Origin of the sequence: Pseudomonas sp. PSPC2-3, assembly GCF_049898265.1 — a bacterium.
GTDB classification, from domain to species: Bacteria; Pseudomonadota; Gammaproteobacteria; order Pseudomonadales; family Pseudomonadaceae; genus Aquipseudomonas; species Aquipseudomonas veronii.
In genome coordinates this window covers 188,410-211,254 of sequence record NZ_JAFCXJ010000012.1, presented here as the reverse complement: position 1 = coordinate 211,254, position 22,845 = coordinate 188,410, and the positions used below count along the sequence as shown (strand labels likewise).

At 61.2% G+C, this 22,845-nt stretch carries 17 protein-coding genes and 1 pseudogene; 5 read left to right on the top strand and 13 right to left on the bottom strand.

Translation table 11 applies throughout. The features are described 5' to 3' along the window. Positions 1 to 262 precede the first annotated feature (262 nt). Complete coding sequence (locus ACP7E3_RS26740; RefSeq protein WP_057003685.1) at positions 263 to 1,546, bottom strand: L-pipecolate oxidase; 1,284 nt, start codon at positions 1,544 to 1,546, stop codon at positions 263 to 265. Between the two features lie 172 nt (positions 1,547 to 1,718). Beyond that, the gene (locus ACP7E3_RS26735; RefSeq protein WP_057003684.1) at positions 1,719 to 3,209 is read right to left on the bottom strand and encodes an L-piperidine-6-carboxylate dehydrogenase; all 1,491 of its coding nucleotides are present in this window, start codon (positions 3,207 to 3,209) and stop codon (positions 1,719 to 1,721) included. Positions 3,210 to 3,362: 153 nt separating this feature from the next. On the opposite strand from ACP7E3_RS26735, the gene ACP7E3_RS26730 reads away from it, so the two are divergent. From ACP7E3_RS26730 to nadE, 3 genes are all read left to right on the top strand, one after another. After that, positions 3,363 to 4,250, top strand: coding sequence for a LysR family transcriptional regulator (locus ACP7E3_RS26730; protein ID WP_017849729.1), 888 nt, complete (start codon positions 3,363 to 3,365; stop codon positions 4,248 to 4,250). A gap of 215 nt (positions 4,251 to 4,465) precedes the next feature. Continuing rightward, positions 4,466 to 5,680: a nicotinate phosphoribosyltransferase gene (pncB, locus tag ACP7E3_RS26725; protein WP_017849730.1), complete on the top strand. Its 1,215-nt coding sequence runs from the start codon at positions 4,466 to 4,468 to the stop codon at positions 5,678 to 5,680. Between the two features lie 3 nt (positions 5,681 to 5,683). Continuing rightward, positions 5,684 to 6,511 (top strand): ammonia-dependent NAD(+) synthetase, encoded by an 828-nt coding sequence (nadE, locus tag ACP7E3_RS26720; protein WP_017849731.1) that lies wholly within the window; start codon positions 5,684 to 5,686, stop codon positions 6,509 to 6,511. A gap of 136 nt (positions 6,512 to 6,647) precedes the next feature. On the opposite strand, the gene azu is transcribed toward nadE, so the two are convergent. After that, the gene (gene azu, locus ACP7E3_RS26715; RefSeq protein WP_126588419.1) at positions 6,648 to 7,094 is read right to left on the bottom strand and encodes an azurin; all 447 of its coding nucleotides are present in this window, start codon (positions 7,092 to 7,094) and stop codon (positions 6,648 to 6,650) included. 333 nt (positions 7,095 to 7,427) lie between these two features. On the opposite strand from azu, the gene ACP7E3_RS26710 reads away from it, so the two are divergent. Beyond that, a complete protein-coding gene (locus tag ACP7E3_RS26710) occupies positions 7,428 to 7,610 on the top strand; it encodes a hypothetical protein (RefSeq protein ID WP_017849733.1) in 183 nt (60 codons plus the stop codon). Positions 7,611 to 7,712: 102 nt separating this feature from the next. Here ACP7E3_RS26710 and ACP7E3_RS26705 read toward each other — a convergent pair whose 3' ends face one another. From ACP7E3_RS26705 to ACP7E3_RS26680, 6 genes and pseudogenes are all read right to left on the bottom strand, one after another. After that, positions 7,713 to 8,603 carry a transglutaminase family protein gene (locus ACP7E3_RS26705; protein ID WP_126585384.1) on the bottom strand — a complete coding sequence of 297 codons (891 nt, stop codon included), beginning with the start codon at positions 8,601 to 8,603 and terminating at the stop codon, positions 7,713 to 7,715. Next, positions 8,603 to 11,089 (bottom strand): circularly permuted type 2 ATP-grasp protein, encoded by a 2,487-nt coding sequence (locus ACP7E3_RS26700; RefSeq protein WP_046384889.1) that lies wholly within the window; start codon positions 11,087 to 11,089, stop codon positions 8,603 to 8,605. The genes ACP7E3_RS26705 and ACP7E3_RS26700 overlap by 1 nt, the downstream gene beginning before the upstream one ends. Positions 11,090 to 11,250: 161 nt before the next feature. Continuing rightward, positions 11,251 to 14,541 (bottom strand): DUF2126 domain-containing protein, encoded by a 3,291-nt coding sequence (locus tag ACP7E3_RS26695; RefSeq protein WP_426124902.1) that lies wholly within the window; start codon positions 14,539 to 14,541, stop codon positions 11,251 to 11,253. Between the two features lie 199 nt (positions 14,542 to 14,740). Then, a complete protein-coding gene (locus ACP7E3_RS26690) occupies positions 14,741 to 15,235 on the bottom strand; it encodes a hypothetical protein (protein WP_079442727.1) in 495 nt (164 codons plus the stop codon). 99 nt (positions 15,236 to 15,334) lie between these two features. Further along, the gene (locus ACP7E3_RS26685) at positions 15,335 to 15,793 is read right to left on the bottom strand and encodes a hypothetical protein (RefSeq protein WP_232566195.1); all 459 of its coding nucleotides are present in this window, start codon (positions 15,791 to 15,793) and stop codon (positions 15,335 to 15,337) included. Further along, positions 15,790 to 16,705, bottom strand: a pseudogene (locus ACP7E3_RS26680) (NAD synthetase). The gene ACP7E3_RS26685 and the pseudogene ACP7E3_RS26680 overlap by 4 nt, the downstream one beginning before the upstream one ends. A 187-nt stretch (positions 16,706 to 16,892) precedes the next feature. Between ACP7E3_RS26680 and ACP7E3_RS26675 the strand changes: the two are divergent. After that, entirely contained in the window at positions 16,893 to 17,381 is a 489-nt protein-coding gene (locus tag ACP7E3_RS26675) for an Hcp family type VI secretion system effector (protein WP_046384893.1), read from the top strand. A gap of 15 nt (positions 17,382 to 17,396) precedes the next feature. On the opposite strand, the gene ACP7E3_RS26670 is transcribed toward ACP7E3_RS26675, so the two are convergent. From ACP7E3_RS26670 to dnaB, 4 genes are all read right to left on the bottom strand, one after another. Then, positions 17,397 to 17,837 carry a hypothetical protein gene (locus ACP7E3_RS26670; protein ID WP_261753741.1) on the bottom strand — a complete coding sequence of 147 codons (441 nt, stop codon included), beginning with the start codon at positions 17,835 to 17,837 and terminating at the stop codon, positions 17,397 to 17,399. Then, positions 17,837 to 18,763, bottom strand: a complete 927-nt coding sequence (locus ACP7E3_RS26665; protein WP_046384895.1) for a hypothetical protein — start codon at positions 18,761 to 18,763, stop codon at positions 17,837 to 17,839. Before ACP7E3_RS26665 ends, ACP7E3_RS26670 begins: the two co-directional genes overlap by 1 nt. 226 nt (positions 18,764 to 18,989) lie before the next feature. Further along, complete coding sequence (locus ACP7E3_RS26660; protein WP_026140380.1) at positions 18,990 to 21,293, bottom strand: YgiQ family radical SAM protein; 2,304 nt, start codon at positions 21,291 to 21,293, stop codon at positions 18,990 to 18,992. A 96-nt stretch (positions 21,294 to 21,389) separates the two neighbouring features. Beyond that, on the bottom strand, positions 21,390 to 22,787 hold the full coding sequence (dnaB, locus tag ACP7E3_RS26655; protein ID WP_017849744.1) for a replicative DNA helicase: 1,398 nt from the start codon (positions 22,785 to 22,787) through the stop codon (positions 21,390 to 21,392). Positions 22,788 to 22,845: the final 58 nt, after the last annotated feature.

Below are 22,845 nucleotides of genomic sequence, written 5' to 3'. Positions count from 1 at the left end.
GGTGTCATTGTTATTGCAGGTGTTTCGGCTCCGTTCGTCGGGACGTGCAACCCTCTAACTTCAATAGGTGCAACCCATGGATCAAAAAAGTACAACCTTCATGGGTCGCACCTGCAACCAGACCGCCAAACGACACTTCCTACAGCTGTAACAATGCACGTAACGGAACTGCACATTTACAGTGCGTGATTGCTACAACTTGCACCAATACAGATTAGTCGTCGGCGAAGAACGTGCCGGCTTCTGAAGGCTATTTCGCTGATCAGATCACGATCCGCAAGCATTGGCCGGCGTGATACAGCGAGAATCCGGCTTCATACAGGCAACTGCGCAGGCCCACCCCGGCCAGCGGTTGCATCGGCGCGAACGGAATCGGCAGAGCCTGGGGATTCTGGTGACACAAGTAGTCGGCAAAGGCCTTGCCGACCACGCTGCCGGTGGTCACGCCGCGGCCGTTGTAGCCGGTCACGGCCACCAGGCCGGGCGCAGGTTCGAACAAGCGCATCAAGTGGTCCGGGGTGAACGCGATGCAGCCGGTCCAGGTGCATTCCCACTGCACCGATTTGAGGTACGGGAAGTAGTGCTGCTGCACCCGATCGGCCCACGCCTTGAGAAACCACGTCGGTTTCTGGTTGCCGTTGCCCAGGCTGCCGAGCAACAGGCGGCCATCGGCGTCGCGGCGGATGCTGCTGAGCACCTGGCGCGTGTCCCACGAACCCTGGCCACCGGGAAGGATTTGCCGGGCCGCGTCGTCGGTCAGCGGCGCGGAGGCGACCTGGTAGTAATAGCCTGGGAAGAAATTGCGCCGCAGTTCGGTCCATTCGCCTTCGGTGTAGGCATTCGAGGCGATCACCACTTGTGCAGCCTGCACCGCACCGTTCGCGGTCTGCACCGACCACTCCGCACCTTGGCGTTCCAGGCGCGCAACCGGGGAATGGTCGAAAAGCTGCCCGCCCAACCCCACGGCCGCATTGGCCAGGCCGCTGGTGTAGGCCATCGGGTTCAAGGTGCCGGCACGTCTATCCAGCAGTGCAGCGGAGATCTTTTGAGTGCCGGTGGCTTGCTCGCAGGCTGAACCGGTGAGCAGTTCGACCGGCGCGCCGCGGCGCTTCCATTGTTCTTCACGACTGCGCAAATCCGCCTCGCCCCGGGCGTTGTGCGCCATGTGCAAAGTGCCCTCGCGGCGCAATTGGCAATCGATGTTGTATTTGTCGACCAGGCTGAACACCAGCGACGGCGCCGCGCCCAGCATGCGGTTGAGCTGGCTGCCCACCGCCTCGCCGAAACCGGCTTCGATCTCGTCCGGCGGAATCCACAAGCCGGCGTTGACCAGCCCGACATTGCGCCCCGAGCCGCCATGGCCGGTGCGATGGGCTTCCAGCACGGCGACAGTCTTGCCTTGTTCCAGCAAGTGAATGGCCGCCGACAAACCGGTAATCCCGGCGCCGATCACGCACACATCCACCTTCACTTCGCCCTTGAGCGCAGCGCGATCCGGCCGGCCAGGGGTGAGTTGTTCCCACAAACATGTTTCGCGTAGTGCCATTGCCAGACTCCGATGAGACCTAACAAACATCTATTCCGAACTGCATATAGCTCAACTGTGGGAGGGGGCTTGCTCCCGATGGCAGTGGATCAGCTGGACATCTGTTGACTGACACACCGCCATCGGGGGCAAGCCCCCTCCCACATTTTGACTGCACTTCGACTTAAGGTAATCAGTCGAAGGTAATGCCCTGGGCCAGCGGCAGTTCCAGCGAGTAGTTCACGGTATTGGTCTGGCGACGCATGTACCCGCGCCACGCATCCGAGCCCGACTCACGCCCGCCGCCCGTCTCTTTCTCACCGCCAAACGCGCCGCCGATTTCCGCGCCGCTCGGGCCGATGTTGACGTTGGCAATGCCGCAGTCGCTGCCGACCGCCGACATGAACTGCTCGGCTTCGCGCACATCGGTGGTGAAAATGCATGACGACAGGCCTTGCGGCACGGCGTTGTTCAGGCGCAGGGCTTCGGCGAAGTCGCTGTAGCCGACCACGTACAGGATCGGTGCGAAGGTCTCAGTGCAGACCACGTCGCTTTGCTCCGGCATTTCCACAATCGCCGGCGACACGTAATAGGCATTCGGGAATTTGTCTTCCAGTTGGCGCTTGCCACCGAACACCTTGCCGCCTTCGCTCAGGGCCTGCTCCAGCGCATCCTGCATCGCGTCGAAGCCGTGCTTGTCGATCAGCGGGCCGATCAGGTTGCCTTCCAGCGGGTGGCCGATGCGTACCTTGGAATAGGCGGCCTTGAGGCGCGTGACGATTTCTTCCTTGACCGACTCATGGGCGATCAGCCGGCGCAGCGTGGTGCAACGCTGCCCGGCGGTGCCGACGGCGCTGAACAGGATGGCGCGCACCGCCATGTCCAGGTCGGCGCTTGGGCCGAGGATCATCGCGTTGTTGCCGCCCAGCTCGAGGATGCTGCGGGCAAAGCGCGCGGCGACTTTCGGCGCCACTTCACGGCCCATGCGCGTACTGCCGGTGGCGCTGATCAGTGCGACACGCGGGTCATCCACCAACGCGGCACCGGCATCGCGGCCACCGATGATCACCTGGCTCAGGTATTGCGGCGCATCGTTGAATTTTTTCAGCACGCGCTCGAACAGCGCCTGGCAGGCCAGGGCGGTGAGCGGGGTCTTTTCCGACGGCTTCCAGATCACGGCGTTGCCGCACACCAGGGCCAGGGTGGTGTTCCACGCCCACACGGCCACCGGGAAGTTGAACGCGCTGATCACACCGACCACGCCCAGCGGGTGCCAGGTTTCACGCATGTGGTGGCCCGGGCGCTCGGAGGCGATGGTCAAGCCATACAGTTGGCGCGACAGGCCGACGGCGAAGTCGCAGATGTCGATCATTTCCTGCACTTCACCCAGGCCTTCCTGAGTGATCTTGCCGGCTTCCCAGGAGACCAACTCGCCCAGGTCTGTCTTGTATTCGCGCAACACGTCGCCGAACTGGCGCACCAACTCGCCGCGACGCGGTGCCGGCACCTTGCGCCAGGCCTCGAATGCATGCTCGGCGCGACTGACCTGTTGCTCCACCTCGGCGGCGCCTTCCCAGTTCACACTGCCGATACGGCTGCCATCGATCGGCGAATGCACGGGTTGTTTCCCCGCTTGGTACAGCGCCGGGTTTACCCCGAGACGATCAAGCAATGCGGCAACCATGGGTCACTCCTTCAATCTATACAGAAAAAATTGCGCCGCGGCCCGCACGGCGATCCAGGGCTTATTTGTAGCTGGCCCAAGACTTGCCAACAAACGACGATTAGGCGAGATATCATTCCGTTTATTCATGCAAAGCATAAAAAGAGGCATGCCGTGCTGAACAAAAGACATTTGCCCTCGATCACTGCCCTGCAGTGTTTCGAAGCCGCCACCCGCCACCTGAGCTTCACCCGCGCCGCCGAGGAGCTGAACCTCACGCAAAGCGCGGTGAGCAAGCAGGTCGCGCAACTGGAAGAACTGCTGCAGCACCTGCTGTTTCGCCGGGTACGCCGACGCTTGCAGATGACCCCGGCGGGCGATTTGTATTTGGTGGAAGTGCGCAAAATCCTCACTCAGGTGGAGATGTCCACCCATTACCTGCGCTCCTACGGTGGCGAGACCGAAGTATTACGCGTGTCTACGCCCTACACCTTCGGCGCACGCTGGCTGGTGCCGCGCCTCAAGGGCTGGCGCTTGCGTCATCCGCAAATCCACCTGGACCTGTGCAACGAACAGGAACCGGACGAGCTGCTGCAAGGCAAGGCCGACATGGCGTTCTACTTCGGCCAAGGCTCACGCCCCGGCACCGAGAGCCTGAAACTGTTCAGTGAAGAACTGATCCCGGTGTGCGCCCCGGAAAGCCTGCCCGCGCAGCCGTTCACCGACCCCACGCAACTGAGCAACCTGGTCCTGCTGCAAAACGCCTCGCGCCCCCAGGGCTGGCATGACTGGTTCGCCGACCAGGGGTTTCACACCGAGCACAGCTATCACGGGCCGCGTTTCGACACGTTCTATATGTGCATTCGGGCGGCGCAGGTGGGCTGCGGCGTGGCGTTGCTACCGCGCTTCCTGGTGGAGGAGGAACTGGCCGATGGCAAGCTGGTGATCCCTTGGCAGCATGCAATGCCGAGCCAGGATGCGTATTACCTGGCGTACCCCGAGCATTCGGCGGAGGTGCCCAAGGTGCGGGAGTTTGTGAAGTGGATGATGGAGCAAGTGTGAACCTGTGTTGTCTGCACAACCGCTATCGGGAGCAAGCTCCCTCCCACATTTGAAATGCATTCCAACCTGTGGGAGGGGGCTTGCCCCCGATAGGGCCAGTGGCCTCACTGAAAAAATCACTGGCAAAACCCCACAGGTCTATGCGCCACTAGCCCCCTTCCTTTCTTGTGCGTAAAGGCCGGCGCCCATCGCCGTCCTGTCTGGAGATTCCCGTTATGAGCGAGAGTGTGTTTGCCGATCGCATCGTGCAGAACCTGCTCGACACCGACTTCTACAAGCTGACCATGATGCAGGCGGTGCTGCACAACTACCCCAATGTGGAAGTTGAATGGGAGTTTCGTTGCCGCAACAGTGAAGACCTGCGCCCGTACCTGGCGGAGATCCGTTACCAGTTCGAGCGCCTCGCCGAGTTGAGCCTGAGCGCCGACCAACTGAGTTTCCTGGAGCGCATCAGCTTCATGAAGCCGGATTTTTTGCGCTTTCTCGGCTTGTTCCGCTTCAACCTGCGCTATGTCCACACCGGCATCGAAAACGGCGAGCTGTTTATCCGCCTGCGCGGCCCGTGGCTGCATGTGATCCTGTTTGAAGTGCCGATGCTCGCCATCATCAGCGAAGTGCGCAACCGCTACCGCTACCAGACCGTGGTCCTCGAACAGGCCCGCGAGCAGTTGTACCGCAAGTTCGACTGGCTGATCGCAAACGCCAGCAGCGACGAGCTCGCCGAGCTGCAGGTGGCGGACTTCGGCACTCGCCGACGCTTCTCCTACCGCGTGCAGGAAGAAGTGGTGAGCGTGCTCAAGCACGACTTCCCCGGCCGGTTTGTCGGCACCAGCAACGTCCACCTGGCTCGCGAGTTCGATATGAAACCGCTGGGCACCATGGCCCATGAATGGATCATGGCCCACCAGCAACTCGGCCCGCGCCTGATCGACAGCCAGATCGCCGCCCTCGACTGCTGGGTCCGCGAATACCGCGGCCTGCTGGGTATTGCCCTGACCGATTGCATCACCACCGACGCCTTCCTCAGCGACTTCGACTTGTACTTCGCCAAGCTGTTCGACGGTCTGCGCCACGATTCCGGTGACCCGGTGCTGTGGGCGGAAAAAGCCATCGCCCACTATCACAAGCTGGGCATCGAGCCGATGAGCAAGACCCTGGTGTTCTCCGACAGCCTGTCGCTGCCCAAGGCCCTGGAGATATTCCGGGCGCTGCGTGGTCGGATCAATGTGAGCTTTGGCATCGGCACCAACCTGACCTGCGATATTCCAGGTGTGGAACCGATGAGCATTGTGCTTAAAATGACGGCCTGCAATGGCCAGCCCGTCGCGAAGATCTCCGATGAAGCGGGCAAGACCCACTGCACGGACCCGAATTTCGTCGCCTATTTGCGACACGTTTTCAAAGTACCTGCCCTTTCCAGCAAGGAGTGAATCATGCAAGCCGTACAGCGTGAGATTGCGCAGCAGCTCAAGGTTCAAGCGCCGTTCAAAGACCAGGCCGCCCTTGAGGCCGAAATCGCCCGGCGCGTGACCTTTATCCAGGACTGCCTGCGCAATTCAGGGCTCAAGACATTGGTGTTGGGCATCAGCGGTGGCGTCGACTCCCTGACCGCAGGCCTGCTCGCCCAACGCGCCATGCAGGAGCTGCGCTCCAGCACCGGCGACGAGGCCTATCGTTTTATCGCGGTGCGCCTGCCCTACGAAACCCAGTTCGATGAAATCGACGCCCAGGCCGCGGTGGACTTTATCGAGCCGGACGAGCGCCACACCGTGAACATCGGCCCAGCGGTGAAATCCCTGGCCAATGAAGTGGCGGCATTTGAAGGCAAGGCGGCGGTGTCCCGCGATTTCGTGCTGGGCAACACCAAGGCGCGCATGCGGATGGTCGCGCAGTACACCATCGCCGGCGCGGCCAGCGGCCTGGTGATCGGCACCGACCATGCGGCGGAAGCGGTGATGGGCTTTTTCACCAAGTTCGGTGATGGCGCCTGCGATCTGGCTCCGTTGAGCGGGCTGGTGAAGAACCAAGTGCGATCGATTGCGCGGCACTTCGGTGCGCCGGAGTCGCTGGTGGAGAAAATCCCGACCGCCGACCTGGAAGACCTCTCGCCGGGCAAGCCGGACGAGGCGTCACATGGCGTGACCTATGCCGAGATCGATGCGTTCCTGCACGGCGAGCCGGTGCGGGAAGAAGCGTTCAGGATCATTTGCGAGACGTATCGCAAGACCGAGCACAAGCGGGTCATGCCGTTTGCGCCGTGAGGTGAACCAGATAGTGTTGTGTTGATTGTGAGGTAGCCATCGGGGGCAAGCCCCCTCCCACAGTTGACCGAGTTCCCATATGAGAATGCGGTCGAATGTGGGAGGGGGCTTGCCCCCGATGAACGATAATGCGGTCTTACTTGACGACCACAGTGCCTTTCATCATCGAGATGTGGCCTGGGAACGAGCAGAAGAACGCATAGTCAGTGCCCGCTTTCAGCTTGGACACATCGAAGCTCACCGCGTCTTTCTCGCCAGCGCCAATGACTTTGGTGTGGGCGATGATGCGCTCGTCGCCGTCTTTCAGGTAGTTCTTGTCGAGGCCGGCAGCCATGCCATCGGTCGCGACCGCTTGCGTGTCGGCGGCGCTGGTCAGCACCCAGTTATGGCCCATGACGTTTTTCGGCAAGCTGCCGGAGTGAGTCAACTCGACGGTGAACGTCTTGCAGCTCTTGTCGATCACGATTTCCTTGGTGTTGTAGGACATCTGGTCGGTAGAGTCGACGGTGACCTTGCACTCTGCAGCAAGCAACTGGCCACTTGCCAGAGTCAGCAGGGAAACAGCAACGAGTTTGGCAAACATGTGATTCTCCAAGGCAGGGTTTAAACAACGCATAGTGCGACAAGGGTGCCCGAGGCGGGCAGAAAGTCTTATGACCTGAATCAACAAATTGTATACAACTTTAGGCTATCAGACTTATCGATACAATCAACCAGCCAAAGTGCCACGTCCCGCCTATGATCGGTCCATCACCCACTGGAGTCCGGACCATGCACCTCAATCATCTGTTCAGCGGTCTGTTGGCCGCATACGCCTGCGGTAAGTGAAGGCCAAGCGCGCCGCTAAGCTGCTACCATAGCGACCCAAGGCAGCTGCGCGCCGCCCACCCTCACCTTCGACCCTAGAGGATCGCCCATGGCCAAACCTAATTACTCCTTCGCCAAACGTCAAAGAGACTTGGCCAAGGAACAGAAGAAAGAGGAAAAGCTGCAACGCAAGAAAGCCGCTGCAGACGAAGAGACCGGCGCACTGAACCCGGATGCGGAAGGCGAAGTGGCAACCGACGACACCGAGACACCGAAAGACCCGGCCGAGTAAGCATCACTGTAGGAGCGAGCGTGCTCGCGAAGTGCGTTAACGATAACGCGGGGTGCCTGGTTCAACGCGGCGCCCTCGGTTTTTTCGCGAGCAAGCTCGCTCCTACAAGAGCGGCATCACCGTCACCCGCACTTCCGGGTCATGGCTGCCTCCCCCCAGAATCACCCCACGCAACGGCGAAACATCGGAGAAATCCCGGCCCCAGGCCAGGGTGATGTGTTCCAGTGCTGGCTGCACATTGTTGGTCGGATCAAAATCCACCCAGCCCGACATCGGGCAGTACACCGAAATCCACGCATGGGACGCATCGGCGCCGATCAGCCGTGGCTGGCCGGGCGGCGGCTGGGTCAGCAGGTAGCCGCTGATATAGCGCGCCGCCAGGCCCCGTGAGCGCAGGCAGGCGAGCATCAGGTGAGCGAAGTCCTGGCACACCCCGCGACGGCGCTCCAGCACCTCCACCAGCGGCGTGGCGACCTGGGTGGCTTCGGCATCGAAGGTGAATTCGCCGAAGATTTTTTCCATCAGGGCCTGAGCGCCCAGCAACAGCGGACGCCCGGGCGGGAAACAGCTTTCGGAGAACTCGACGAAGGTTTTCTTCAGATGCACGTAGGGCGATTCGAAGCGAAAGCGACAGGCTTCGATCAACGCCGGTGACAGCGGCTGGCTGCTGTAGGTCAGGCTGTCGCGAGTCTGGTCCCAGGCCGGCGACTGTTGGAAATCCAGCAGCGGCCGCGCCAGCACTTCCACAGTCAGCGCGGCATTCACCAACAATTCATCATGGGGCCGTTCGAACGCCAGGCGGGTGATCGGGTTGCCGAACACGTCCAGCTCATCGCGGCGCGAGGACGGCAACGGGCTGATATCCAGTTGCTGCGAGGTGCAGCGCTGCCAGGCACATGGCCGTGGCCACAGATGCGCCAACTGCTGGGCCAGGGACACCGGGCTGTCGTAGTGGTAATGGGTATCGTGAAAAATCTGATAGCGCGCACTCATCACACCGACACCGTTTGTTGGCTGACATCATCCACATGGGCAAAATGGCGCAAGGCCAGGCGATCCGACACTTGCCCGCTCTCATCGGCGACCGCTTGCAGCAGGTCGGCCAGGCCGTCCAGCGCGGCACGCACGCTGGCCTCGCCAAACAGCGGGTTCTCCAGGCAACCCAGGTCGAACCGCGCGAGGCGCTCGACCAACGGCGCCAGACCGGTTTCCCGGGGCACCGCGAAATCATCGTTGAGACGACGCAAGGTGCGGCTCACCAGCTTCAACTGGAACAACACGGCGTGGGGGTTCTGCTCATCCAGCAGCAACAGGTCGAGTACCGGAATCAGTTGCGGCACCGCCAGGTAGCGCGAACGGTAGGTGATGCTGCTGTTGCCCAGTTCCAGCAACCATTCCAGCCCGGCCTGATCGAACACCGCCACGCCGCGCAGGAACGCCGCGAGGCTGCTGCTGAGAAACTGCAGGCGCTCGATGCGCCGGCCCATCATCAGAAAGCGCCAGCCTTCGTCGCGGGTCATGTCGTCCAGGGCAAACCCGGACAGCGCCGCCAGGGACATCACCAGGCGGTTGAGGAAGTCCAGCAACTCGCCAAAGTCGGGGCTTTCGCTTTCCAGCTCCAGGGCTTCGCGTTGCAGCTCCACCAGGGCCTGCCAGTTCTCTCGGGACAACTTGCCGCGCACTTGGGACGCCGCCCACTGCAAGCGCTGCAGGTTGGCGCGCAGGCTCGACGGCCAGTCGTCGCCAAGCAAGGCCGCGAGCAGGCGTTCGGGCAACTCGCCCTCCTCCGGCAACAGGCGCAGGTTTTCGCCCAGTTCGACCGCCGCTTGCAACGCCAGCGGATCGTCGCCGTCGACATAGCGCGCCAACACGATGCGCAGCCAACGCGCGCTGTTATCGCAGCGTTCACAATAACGGCCAAACCAAAACAGGTTTTCCACCACCCGCGACGGCAGATAAGGGTCGCGGCGCACCAGGTCATGGGCGCCTATCGGCCGCTGCGCGCGCCACTGCTCGCCGCCGGCGGCGCGTTCGCCGAGCACCCAGGTGTCCTTGCTCGCGCCGCCGCGTTGCATCGACACCACCTCGGCATCGGCCTCGGCAGCCACGCGGGTCAGGCCGCCGGGCAATACCCGGTAACCGTCGGCGCTGGCCACGGCGTAGACGCGCATGCCGATGGCGCGGTGTTGCAGGTGGTCTTCGACGGTGTGCCACACCGGCGCCTGGGACAGCTGCGCCAGCTCCTGGGCGACATACGCGTAAGGCCGCGCGCGCATGCGCTCGGCCAGGGCCTCGCGTTGTGCGTCGTTCAAGTCACGGCCGAAGACCGGGTTGAAGCTCTGTGACGGAAATGCCGGTTTGATCAGCAGCTCGGGCAGTTTCTCCAGCGCTTCGGCAAGCACCGGCGCTTCGCCGCACCACCACGTCGCAATGGACGGCAGGAGCAGTTCTTCGCCAAACAAAAATTCGTTGATCTTCGGCAGAAAGCCCAGCAGGCCGGGGGATTCCAGTACACCGCTGCCCAGGGCATTGGCCACCAGCACGTTGCCTTGGCGCGCGGCGTCGAGCAGGCCGGGCACGCCGAGGGCCGAGTCGGTGCGCAGTTCGAGGGGGTCGCAGAAGTCGTCGTCAAGGCGGCGCATGATCGCGTGTACCCGACGCAGGCCACTGAGGGTTTTCAGGAACACCGTGCTGTCGCGCACCGTGAGGTCGCCGCCTTCCACCAGCGGGTAGCCGAGCTGACGGGCGAGGTACAGGTGTTCGAAATAGCTTTCGTTGAAACGCCCAGGCGTGAGCAGCACGATCAACGGCGGCTGACTATCGCTGGGCGCCTGGCGCGCCAGGGTTTCCTGCAGGGTGCGGAAGAAACCGGTGAGGTGCTGCACCTGCAGGTCGCGGTACAGATCCGGAAAGGCGCGGGACACGATGGTGCGGTTTTCCAGCGCATAACCGGCGCCCGAAGGGGCCTGGGTGCGGTCGGCAGTGACCCACCAGCGGCCATCCGGGGTGCGCGCCAGATCGACGGCGTACAGGTGCAGGAACGTACCGTCGGGCGGCTGGATGCCCTGGCACGGCCACAGAAAATTGTTATGCCCGAACACCAGTTCGGCCGGCAGCAGGCCTTCCTTGATCAAGCGTTGCGGGCCGTAGAGGTCCGCCAGTACCGCGTTGAGCAGCCGCGCACGCTGGGCGATGCCGGCCGACAGGTGCTGCCATTCATCGGCCGCCAGCACATGGGGCAGCAGGTCCAGTTCCCACGGGCGATCAGCGCCCTTGGGGTCGGCGTAGACGTTGTAGGTCACGCCGTTTTCCTGGATCTGCCGGGTCAGCAACGCCTGGCGCTGGGCCAGTTGCGCGGGGGTGCTGCGTTGCAGATGGTCGAGCAGGCGCCGCCAATGGGCACGCACCGCGCCACTGTCGTCCAGCAGTTCGTGATAAGTGCCCGCGGTCAGCGGGTAACGGTCGAGCAAGTCGGACATGGAACGCTCGGCAGGGGCAAGGGGGCTCAGATTAACCTAACAAACACTGCAAATCCTTTGTGGGAGGGGGATTGCTCCCGATTGCGGTGGGTCAGTCAACTCATGTATCGGCTGATTTACCGCAATCGGGAGCAAGCTCCCTCCCACATTTTGGCTTGCATTCAGTCATTTTTATTGGGGAAACGTCGCAAATCCAAAGTCATCGGCAATTCGTCATTGATCACGACGGTCGGCACAGGGAGCTTGCCCGGGGTATGCCCCAGGCGGAAAAATCGCGCCATGCGCCGGCTCTCGGCTTCATTGGCATTCACCGGCAGGCTGTCGTAGTTACGCCCGCCCGGATGCGCCACATGATACTGGCAACCGCCCAGGGAGCGCTGCATCCAGGTGTCCAGCAGGTCGAACACCAACGGCGCGTGGACCGCGATGGTCGGCTGCAGGCAGTTGGCCGGTTGCCAGGCGCGATACCGCACGCCGGCGACGAACTCGCCGATGCGCCCGGTCGCTTGCAGCGGCACCGGGATGCCGTTGCAGGTGAGCAAATAGCGTTGCGGTGGCAGCCCGCTCAACTTCACCTGCAGGCGCTCCAGGGACGAATCCACATAACGCACCGTGCCGCCCACCGCGCCCTCCTCGCCCAGCACATGCCAGGGTTCCAGGGCCTGGCGCAGTTCGAGTTCGATACCGCTGACGGCGTAGTCGCCGACTTTGGGAAAGCGGAATTCCAGGTGCGCGGCAAACCATTCGGCGCGCAACGGGTAGCCGGCGGCGTTGAGTTCGACGATCACGTCGGCAAAATCCTGCTCGATGAAGTGCGGCAACAGGAAACGGTCATGCAGCTCAGTGCCCCAGCGCGCCAGTTTCGGGGGCGCATAGGGTTCGCGCCAGAAGCGCGCTACCAGCGCGCGCAGCAGCAGTTGCTGGGTCAGGCTCATGCGCGCATGGGGCGGCATTTCAAAGGCGCGCAACTCCAGCAGGCCCAGGCGCCCGGTGGCGCCATCGGGCGAGTAGAGCTTATCGATACAGAATTCGGCGCGGTGGGTGTTGCCCGTCACGTCGATCAGCAGATTGCGCAGCAGGCGGTCGACCAGCCACGGCGGGCACTCTTCGCCTGGCGCGGGCATTTGCGCGAAGGCGATTTCCAGCTCATACAGCGCATCGTTACGCGCTTCATCGACCCGGGGCGCCTGGGACGTCGGGCCGATGAACAAGCCGGAAAACAGGTAGGACAACGACGGATGGTTGTGCCAGTAGCTGATCAAACTGCGCAGCAGATCGGGACGCCGCAGGAACGGTGAGTCCTTGGGTGTCGCGCCGCCCAGCACGAAGTGGTTACCGCCACCGGTGCCAGTGTGGCGCCCGTCGATCATGAATTTTTCTGTGGTCAGGCGGGTTTGTCGCGCCTCTTCGTAGAGGAATTCGGTGCGTTCCACCAACTCGTCCCAGGTGGCGGACGGCTGCACGTTGACCTCGATCACACCCGGGTCGGGCGTGACCCGGAAGTTGCTCAGACGGTAATCCGCCGGCGGCTCGTAGCCCTCCAGCAGCACCGGGCAGTGCAGCTCTTCGGCGGTGGCTTCGATGGCGGCCACCAGCTCCAGGTAGTCCTCGACGCGCTCCAGCGGCGGCATGAACAGATACAGGCGGCCTTCGCGCGCTTCGGCGCACAGTGCGGTGCGGGTCAACCAGTCGGCGGACTCGTCGATCTTCGGCAGGCGCTCGGCGCTCGGCGCCGCTTCGCCATGGCGTTGCAATTGCGCCGTGCTCGGCAGCTCGGGCAAGTCCTGGTTGGGGTCGGTCGGGTGGACAAACGGGTACTCTTCCGCCGTCACCCAGGGCTGCGAGGCCAGCGGCAGGCGATAACCCAGCGGCGAATCCCCCGGCACCAGTCGGCAGTGATTGTCGCGTAGGTACCAGCGCCCACTCTGCCAGCGGTCATTGGCAGCGGTGCGCGCCAGCGGCAGCACTTGGCCGATGACCTTGTCCAGGCCCTGGCTGAACACTTTGCGCAGACGCTCGCGTTCCAGCTCATCGCTCAGGCGCGGGTCAAGGGCGGTGACGTTTTGCGGCAGCGCGCCTTCGCGCCACAGGTAATAGAAGTTGTCTTCAAAGGCCGGAAACACAAAGCGCGCCGGCAGCTTCAGGCGCTCGGCAACACAGCCCAGGAAACGCCCGGCCAGCACGCCGTCGGCGCCGTAGTCCTGTTGCTCATCGGCGATCAGCGCGCTGTTGTGCCAAATCGGCTCGCCATCGCGGCGCCAGTAACAGTTGAGCGACCAGCGCGGCAGTTGCTCGCCGGGGTACCACTTGCCCTGGCCGAAATGCACCAGGCCCTTGGGCGCGTAGTGCTTGCGCATGCGCTGGAACAGTTCGGCCGACAGGCGACGCTTGTCCGGCCCCAGGGCAGCGGTGTTCCACTCGGCGCCGTCGGGGTCGTCGATGGAGACGAAGGTCGGTTCGCCGCCCATGGTCAGGCGCACGTCGTCCGCCAGCAGGTCGCCATCGATCTGCCGCCCCAGGGCCTGGATCGCCAGCCACTGTTCTTCGGTGTAGGGCTTGGTTACCCGTGGCGCTTCCCAGATGCGCTCTACCGACATCTCGTGGGTGAATTCGCACTCGCACGGCTCCACCAGGCCACTGATCGGCGCGGCAGACGATGGATCGGGACTACAGGCCAACGGAATATGGCCTTCACCGGCGAATAACCCGGAGGTGGCATCCAGGCCGATCCAGCCGGCGCCGGGCAAATACACTTCGCACCAGGCGTGCAGGTCGGTGAAGTCCACCTCGGTGCCGGACGGGCCATCGAGGGCTTTGACGTCGGCGGTGAGCTGGATCAGATAGCCGGACACAAACCGCGCCGCCAGCCCCAGGTTGCGCAGCAATTGCACCAGCAGCCAAGCCGAATCGCGGCACGAGCCGGAGGCATTTTCCAGGGTGAATTCCGGGGTCTGCACGCCGGGTTCCATGCGGATCAGGTAACCGATATCGGCGGCCAGGCGTTGGTTGAGGCCCACCAGGAAATCCACGGCCGGCAGCGGCGTGCGGTCGATACCCGCCAGGTAAGCGGCGAACCTCGGCGTCAGCGGCAAGGTTTCCAGGTACGGCGCCAGCTCGCGCTGCTCGTCGGCGGCGTAGCAAAACGGGATTTTTTCCGCGTAGGGTTCAAGGAAAAAATCGAACGGGTTGAACACCGCCATCTCGGCGACCAGGTCGACTTCGATACGCAGTTCGTCAGTCTTTTCCGGGAACACCAGGCGCGCCAGGTAATTACCCTGAGGGTCCTGCTGCCAATTGATGAAATGCTGCTCGGGCAGCACTTTCAGTGCGTAGGACAAAATCCGCGTGCGGCTATGGGCCGCCGGGCGCAAACGCACGATCTGTGGGCCGAGTTCGACAGCGCGGTCGTAGCGGTAATGCGTAACGTGGTGCAACGCGACATGAATCGACACGGCGGCCTCCTGCAAGCCAGGGCATGGACACAACGCGCGCAAGACTTATGCCAGAGCGGCAGTCATTGCGCTTTATCGTAAGACCCGGTGCAGTACAGCACCAAAACGGCGCCAACGTTGGTGCAATGGTGCAAGAGCTGCACATATATGTGGCGGGGAGTGGGTGGGGCGGTATCGGTTTTGGGGGCGGGGTGGGGAATTACCTCGATTTCTTTATTCTGATTATTGCGCGCTCGTGTTTGCGCCGCTTTTCAATGGCCACCCTTACCTTCCCGCGCATATGGCGAAGTTCTACGCATTTGGCACGCAGTTCCCGGTGGCGTTTGCTGCGAAGCAGCAGCAGGCCGAGTACCGGCCAAAAGAAGCATTCCGCGTAAATGAATGGGTTCGGTGAAAAATGAAAACCTGGCACAGCGACCAACAGGCAGGCGATGAAAAGGCCATACATGCCCCAGACCCACTTAGGTCGCCCGTAGGCAATCATGAAATTGCAGTGGGTGATAAACCAGGCCAAGAGCACGCATGCACTTTCAGCAGCAGCGTTCGATAACGATGGTAAATAATAGTTTTCCACCAGCACAACAACAGAAGAACTGCCGAAGATGCCCGCTAAAATTACGCCGATAAACACGGGAAAGTAGCGCAAAAGAAAAGGGCGCACCGGTATGAGAGGTTTCCGTCCGAGAAGTCTCACTCTGATATATCCTCATACAGCCCAACCGCGACGATCCGGATGTTCCCGAACAGTAAGTTGTCGGGAATGAGGCAACACTCCCAATTAATCAAAGCAAAATCACCTTTTTTGTAGCCTGTCAGCAATTTTCTGTATCCGTTTTCGCCTAAAACGAAGTTCAACAAGCTTCCCACGCATCTCACGATGACGCTTGCTGTTGAGAATCAGCAGACCAAGCAATGGCCAAAACAAACTTTCGGCATAGATGAACAGATGAGGGGAATAACGAATGGCCGGAAGAGCGGTAACCAGGCAGGTTCCAAAATAGACAACCATGACCCACACCCAGTCTCGTCGCCCACGGACAATCATAATGTTGCTAAGACTCAAGGCGCATGCCAGAACGACACATGCCCACCACGCTACTTGTGCCGAAATAGCTAAAGAAATGGCTTTGAGATAGTAATTTTGCACTACCACCACTACGGAAGATCCAGCAAAAATGCTTGAAAAAATCCCCCCGAGAAACACGGGTAAATAACGCTTGAGAAAAGGGCGAAGGGGCAGCAGCAATATCACTCGGTCATCTCCTCATAAATTCCGACCGCGACAGTGCGAATATTCCCAGACATCGAACTGCTAGCAACCCCTAAGGCAGCACCTAGAGCGTCTTGAATCTGCAAAACGGTGCCCTGTTTTACTTCTGCGGGCGTAAAACGCTTTGGCATTTTTCCAGCGAGTTGCTTCAACCTGATCATTTTCCGGGTCATTTCCGGGTGCCGAATACTCAACAACTCCTGGGTCAACTTTGCTCGCTCTTGACGACTCAGTCCTTTCAACACCTGCGGCAAAGTTTTTCCGGTAGATTTTCTTGTCGCATTAACCAGTCGTATAGTTGCCAGTGCCGAGACACTAGCGCCCAGTAGCGAAACAGCGTCCAAACCAATCGTCACAGCCTGATACCATGGCTCGCTATCCAGAGCATCGTTAAGAGCCGGGTCAATAATTTCGTTGCGAGTCCTCTGGCCGCCAACTAAGCACTGAATTGAACTGGCTGTTGCTGATGTAAAGCTTATCGCAGCTACCACCCCAGTAACCCCAAAGCTGAACGGACTGAGCGCCGATCCACTCAGTACCACTGATCCAACTGATTACCGCAGAAGTACACGCCAAAGCTGTATTCACCGCCTCAAACGCCACCTGCGACTCTCGCGGCTCATTCGCCAGTTGCCGAGCGAACTCCACCCGCCCGACATAGCTGGGCGCCTCGCGCAAAATCACATTCTTCGGCGCGATACTGCAAATCGGCTGAAATTCACGCAGCACAACCATCCGTAGCTGCGCGTCGATGTACACCACGCCGGCACCGACGATGGCCGGATCAGCGTCAATCGCCGCAAATAACTTGCGCAGATCAATACTGCTTTCCAGCCGCTGCCGCGTCATGTAATTGGGACTGAGGAAACTGTCTCTGAATACGCTGGAAGTCATCCCTATACTCCTGAGGTTCACAAGAGCGCAGAGGGTAAAGACTGCCTATCCCCGAAAAATGTCAGAAGCTTCGCTTTATCCGGACAGGCACTTCCTGATCGTGATGCCGCACCTTGTAAGCCATATCCCGAATAAGAAAAAGTACGCCCCGCGCCACTACCGGCGCACACCAAAACAGGGAGTGACAATGGCAACTGATATGTTTTTGAAGCTGGGGGACATCAAGGGCGAGTCCAAAGACCAGGCCCATCGCGACGAAATCGAGATCAGCCGATGGGGCTGGGGCATGTCCCAGACCGGTTCGATGCATACCGGCAGCGGCGGCGGTGCCGGCAAGGTCAATATTGAAAACCTGTCTGTCTCCAAGGTCATGGACAAGTCTTCACCCAACCTGATGATGGCCTGCTCCACCGGCAAGCATTACCCGGAGGCGCGGTTGGTGGTGCGCAAGGCCGGTGGCAGCAATGCCGTGGAGTATCTGGTGATCACGCTGAAGGAAGTGATGGTCACGTCTTACCAAACCGACGCGGTGACCAGCAGCGATGTGCTGACTGAGGTGATAGCCCTGAACTTCGCCACGGTCGAAGTCAGCTACCAGCCGCAGAAATCCGACGGCGGCAAGGACGGCGGCGCCGTCAAATACGGCTGGAACATTCGCCAGAACGTCAAAATCTGAAACCACGTGCCGAGGCTACAGCCCCGCCTTGGCCGCCTCCCGCAACCGCCGCACTTCAACCAACTTCTTGACCATCGACCGATAGCCCTTGCTGTTGATCAGCAACAACCCCAGCAATGGCCAGAACAGGCTTTCACTGTAGATAAACCAGTGCGGCCGGTAGAGCAGTGTCGGCAGCACGACCAACAGGCACACCGCGAAAAACGCCACCATCGCCCACACGCCCCAGGCTCGGCCGCGCACCACCAGGAAGTTGCTGTTGGCCACGAACAGTGCGGCGGCTATCACCACGAACCAGGACACAGTGGCATTGGTTGCCATGGGCACGTCGGAAAAATAGGTGCTGGCCGCCAGGGAAATCGCCGCCGAACCGCCGAGGCAACCAGCGAGAATCACGCCGATGAATGCGGGAAAATGCTCCAGCAAAAACGGTTTAAGCGAAGGAACACCACTCATCACTCGGCCTCTTCGTACAAGCCAATCGCGAAGGTCTTGGCCTGTTTGTAGTTATCCGAACGCTTCAAGCCCCAGACGCTCAGCCCCGCACTGAAGGCATCGCCCAATTGGACATAGGTGGCGTGCTTGAGCTGGGTCGGCGTAAAGCGTTTGGGCAACTCGCCGCTCAGTTGCAGCAGCTTGCGCATCTTGTTCGACATTTGCGGGTCGGCCACTTTCAGCAGCTCTTTGGTGAGTTTCTCCCGCTCCTGCCCGTTCAGGCCTTTGAGCACCTGACGCAGGCTTTTACCCGTGGCCGCACGAGTGACGTTGACCAGCTTGACTGTCGTCAGCGCCGAGGCGCCCACGCCGACCAAGGCGGCACCGTCGAGGACTTTGGTCGCCGTCTGGTACCACTCTTCGTTATCCAGGTAATCATTCATCGACGGGTTGACGATTTCGTTGCGCGTGCGGAACCCACCGACCAGACACGACACGGTGCTCGCCGAGGCGGCGGTATAGCCGATGGCCGTCACGACCGTGCTGGCGCCGGCGGTGAACGGGATAGCGATGGTGCCGCTCAACACCACCAGCCAGCCAATGACCGCGCCGCCGCAGGACAACGTGGTGTTGAAGGCTTCACTCACCAGTCGCGACTCGCGCGGGTTGTTCAGCACTTGGTCGGCGAACTGCGCCGGGGCGATGTATTTCTGCGCCTCGCGAACAATGATGCGCTTGGGTCGAATGCTGCAGATCGGCTTGAACTCGCGCAGGGTCACGACGTTGAAGTCGGCGTCGATATACACCACGCCCGCGCCGACGATGCCGGGGTCGGCGTCGATGATGGCAAACAGCCGAGGCAGGTCGACTTCACTCTCGATGCGCTGGCGCGCCATGAACTGCGAGCGGTTGGAGTCCATGCCGATGTTGAGCAGGGGGTTGCTCATGGGGGTGTTCTTCCTTGAAAAGTTGGGGACTGGACTGACGCCATCGGGGGCAAGCCCCCTCCCACATTTGAAGTGTGAATACATTCAAAATGTGGGAGGGCCGGTGCGACGATTCGGCTTGCTCCCGATAGCGATTTAATGGCCGCCACCTTAACAAACAGACTCCCCTCCGGCTAGAAAGCAAAACGCCAGCACGAGGCTGGCGTTTGGCATATTCAGGCAACGATCAACGCGGTACCACCGGCTTGCGGGCTGGCTTGCCACCCTTGCCCTTGGCCGCATCCGCGCGTTCCTTGGCGGCCTGCTTGTTGCGCGCCATGGCCGCAGCCTTGGCTTGCTCGCGCTTGTCCCACGGGTTGCTGCCGTCGCTGCCACGGGGCGGCAGGCCGGTGTGCTGGGTGAGGATCCTGGTGGTGGTTTCCTTGGCGACCTTGTGGCTGCCGGCCGGCGTCGAGTTTTTGCGACGCGCGCTCTGGTAGCTGTCGGTGGCCGGTTGGTGCAACGGGATCAGTTGATCCTTGCCCGGCCCGATCAGGTCGGCGCGGCCCATGCGGGTCAGTGCTTCGCGCAGCATCGGCCAGCCTTTCGGGTCGTGGTAGCGCAGGAACGCCTTGTGCAGACGGCGCTGTTCTTCGCTCTTGACGATGGTCACCGCGTCGCTCTTGTAGGTGACCTTACGCAGCGGGTTCTTGCCCGAGTGGTACATCGCGGTGGCGGTGGCCATCGGCGACGGGTAGAACGCCTGCACCTGGTCGGCGCGGAAACCGTTGCCCTTGAGCCACAGGGCCAGGTTCATCATGTCTTCATCGGTGGTGCCAGGGTGGGCGGCGATGAAGTACGGGATCAGGTACTGCTCCTTACCCGCTTCCTTGGTGTACTTCTCGAACATGCGCTTGAACTTGTCATAGCTGCCGATGCCCGGTTTCATCATCTGGTTGAGCGGACCTTCCTCGGTGTGTTCCGGGGCGATCTTCAGGTAACCACCGACGTGGTGGGTGACCAGTTCCTTCACATACTCCGGCGACTCAACGGCCAGGTCGTAGCGCAGGCCGGAGGCGATCAGGATCTTCTTCACACCCGGCAACGCACGGGCGCTGCGATACAACTGGATCAGCGACGAGTGGTCGGTGTTCAGGTTCGGGCAGATGCCAGGGAACACGCACGACGGCTTGCGGCACGCGGATTCGATTTCCGGGCTCTTGCAGGCGATGCGGTACATGTTCGCGGTCGGGCCGCCGAGGTCGGAAATCACGCCGGTGAAACCCGGAACCTTGTCGCGGATTTCTTCGATCTCGCGAATGATCGACTCTTCGGAACGGTTCTGGATGATCCGGCCTTCGTGCTCGGTGATCGAGCAGAAGGTACAGCCGCCGAAGCAGCCACGCATGATGTTCACCGAGAAACGGATCATGTCGTAGGCCGGGATTTTTTCCTTGCCATACGCCGGGTGCGGGACACGTGCGTAAGGCATGCCAAACACGTAGTCCATTTCTTCGGTGGTCATCGGAATGGGCGGCGGGTTGAACCACACGTCCACTTCGCCGTGTTTCTGCACCAGGGCCCGGGCGTTGCCTGGGTTGGTTTCCAGGTGCAACACGCGGTTGGCGTGGGCATAAAGCACCGCGTCACCACGGACTTTTTCCACCGATGGCAGGCGGATCACGGTCTTCTCACGGGTCATGCGCGGGCTGGCCAGGATCTGCACGACCTTGGCTTCCTGCGGATCTTCAACCGGCCCCTTTTCCTGCTCGATGGCGCAGGCCTGGGTGTCCTGGGTATTCACGTATGGGTTGATGATCTTGTCGACCTTGCCCGGACGGTCGATACGGGTGGAGTCCACCTCATACCAGCCTTCGGGCGTATCACGGCGAATGAACGCGGTGCCGCGCACATCGGTGATGTCTTCGATCTTGTGGCCCCACGACAGGCGCTGGGCCACTTCGACGATGGCCCGCTCGGCGTTGCCGTACAGCAGGATGTCGGCGGTGGCGTCGATCAGGATCGAGTTGCGCACCCGGTCCTGCCAGTAGTCGTAGTGGGCGATGCGGCGCAGGGACGCTTCGATGCCACCGAGCACGATCGGCACGTTCTTGTAGGCTTCCTTGCACCGCTGGCTGTACACCAGGCTCGCGCGGTCCGGGCGTTTGCCGGCCATGCCGCCAGGGGTGTAGGCGTCGTCGGAGCGGATTTTCTTGTCAGCGGTGTAGCGGTTGATCATCGAGTCCATGTTGCCGGCCGCGACGCCGAAGAACAGGTTCGGCTCGCCGAGCTTCATGAAGTCGTCTTTGGACTGCCAGTTCGGCTGGGCAATGATCCCGACGCGGAAGCCCTGGGACTCCAGCAGCCGGCCGATGATCGCCATGCCGAACGACGGATGGTCAACGTAGGCATCACCGGTGACGATGATGATGTCGCAGGAATCCCAGCCAAGCTGATCCATCTCCTCCCTGCTCATCGGCAGGAATGGCGCAGGACCGAAACATTCGGCCCAGTACTTGGGATAGTCAAATAACGGCTTGGCTGTTTGCATGACGGTGACCGGTGTTGAGATGAAAAATCGCGGGCGCGGAATATAGCACAAATTTTGACCAATTCCGACGATAACAGTAGGAATTGAACAGAAGGATTATTCGTCGTCGTCGAAGTTGTAACTGCCCGGCGCAAGGTTCTCGAAACGCGTGTATTTGCCGATGAACGCCAGGCGGATAAAGCCGATCGGGCCGTTCCGCTGCTTGCCGATGATGATTTCGGCAATGCCTTTGTGCTCGGTCTCCGGGTGATACACCTCGTCGCGGTAGACGAACATGATCACGTCGGCATCCTGCTCGATCGCTCCGGATTCACGCAAGTCGGAGTTCACCGGGCGCTTGTTGGGACGTTGTTCCAAGGAACGGTTGAGCTGCGACAGCGCCACCACCGGGCAGTTGAATTCCTTGGCCAGGGCTTTCAAGGACCGGGAGATCTCGGAAATCTCGTTGGTCCGGTTGTCGCCGCTGGAACCCGGGATCTGCATCAGTTGCAGGTAGTCGATCATGATCAGGGCGATATCGCCGTGTTCACGCACCAGGCGGCGGGTACGCGCGCGCATCTCCGACGGGCTGATGCCCGCGGTGTCATCGATGAACAGCTTGCGGTCGTTGAGCAGGTTGACCGCCGAGGTCAGGCGCGGCCAATCGTCGTCTTCCAGGCGACCGGCACGCACTTTGGTCTGGTCGATACGGCCCAGGGACGAGAGCATCCGCATGATCAGCGATTCGCCTGGCATCTCCAGGGAGTACACCAGCACGGTCTTGTCACTGCGCAACACGGCGTTTTCCACCAGGTTCATCGCAAAGGTGGTTTTACCCATGGATGGACGGCCGGCGACGATGATCAGGTCGGACGGCTGCAGGCCGCTGGTCTTCTCGTCGAGGTCGGTGTAACCGGTGGAGATGCCGGTGATGGCGTTGTCGGTGTTGAACAGCGTATCGATGCGGTCGATGGCCTTGGTCAGCAGGTCGTTGACGCTGACCGGGCCGCCGGTTTTCGGCCGGGCTTCGGCGATCTGGAAGATCTGGCGCTCGGCCTCGTCAAGGATCTCGGCGGCGCTGCGACCTTCGGGGTTGAAGGCGCTATCGGCGATTTCGGTGCTGATGCCGATCAACTGGCGCAAGGTGGCGCGCTCGCGAACGATCTGGGCATATGCCTTGATGTTGGCGACGGACGGCGTGTTTTTGGCCAACTCACCGAGGTAGCCCAGGCCGCCGACCTGGGAGGTCTGGCCTTCCTTGTCCAGTTGCTCGGCCAGGGTCACCACGTCGATCGGTGAGTTCTGGTCGGCCAGCTTGGCGATGGCGCGGAAGATCAGGCGGTGGTCATGACGATAGAAATCACCGTCCGAGACTTGATCCAGCACGCGTTCCCAGGCGTTGTTGTCCAGCATCAAGCCACCGAGCACGGCCTGTTCGGCCTCGATGGAATGCGGCGGCACCTTCAGGGCAGCGGTTTGCAGATCGTATTGCTCAGGAGCTGAAATATCGTTCATGGCCACTTGGAATTAGAGGGTGTGTAAAAAACAAAAGGCACGACCTGTAAACAGGATC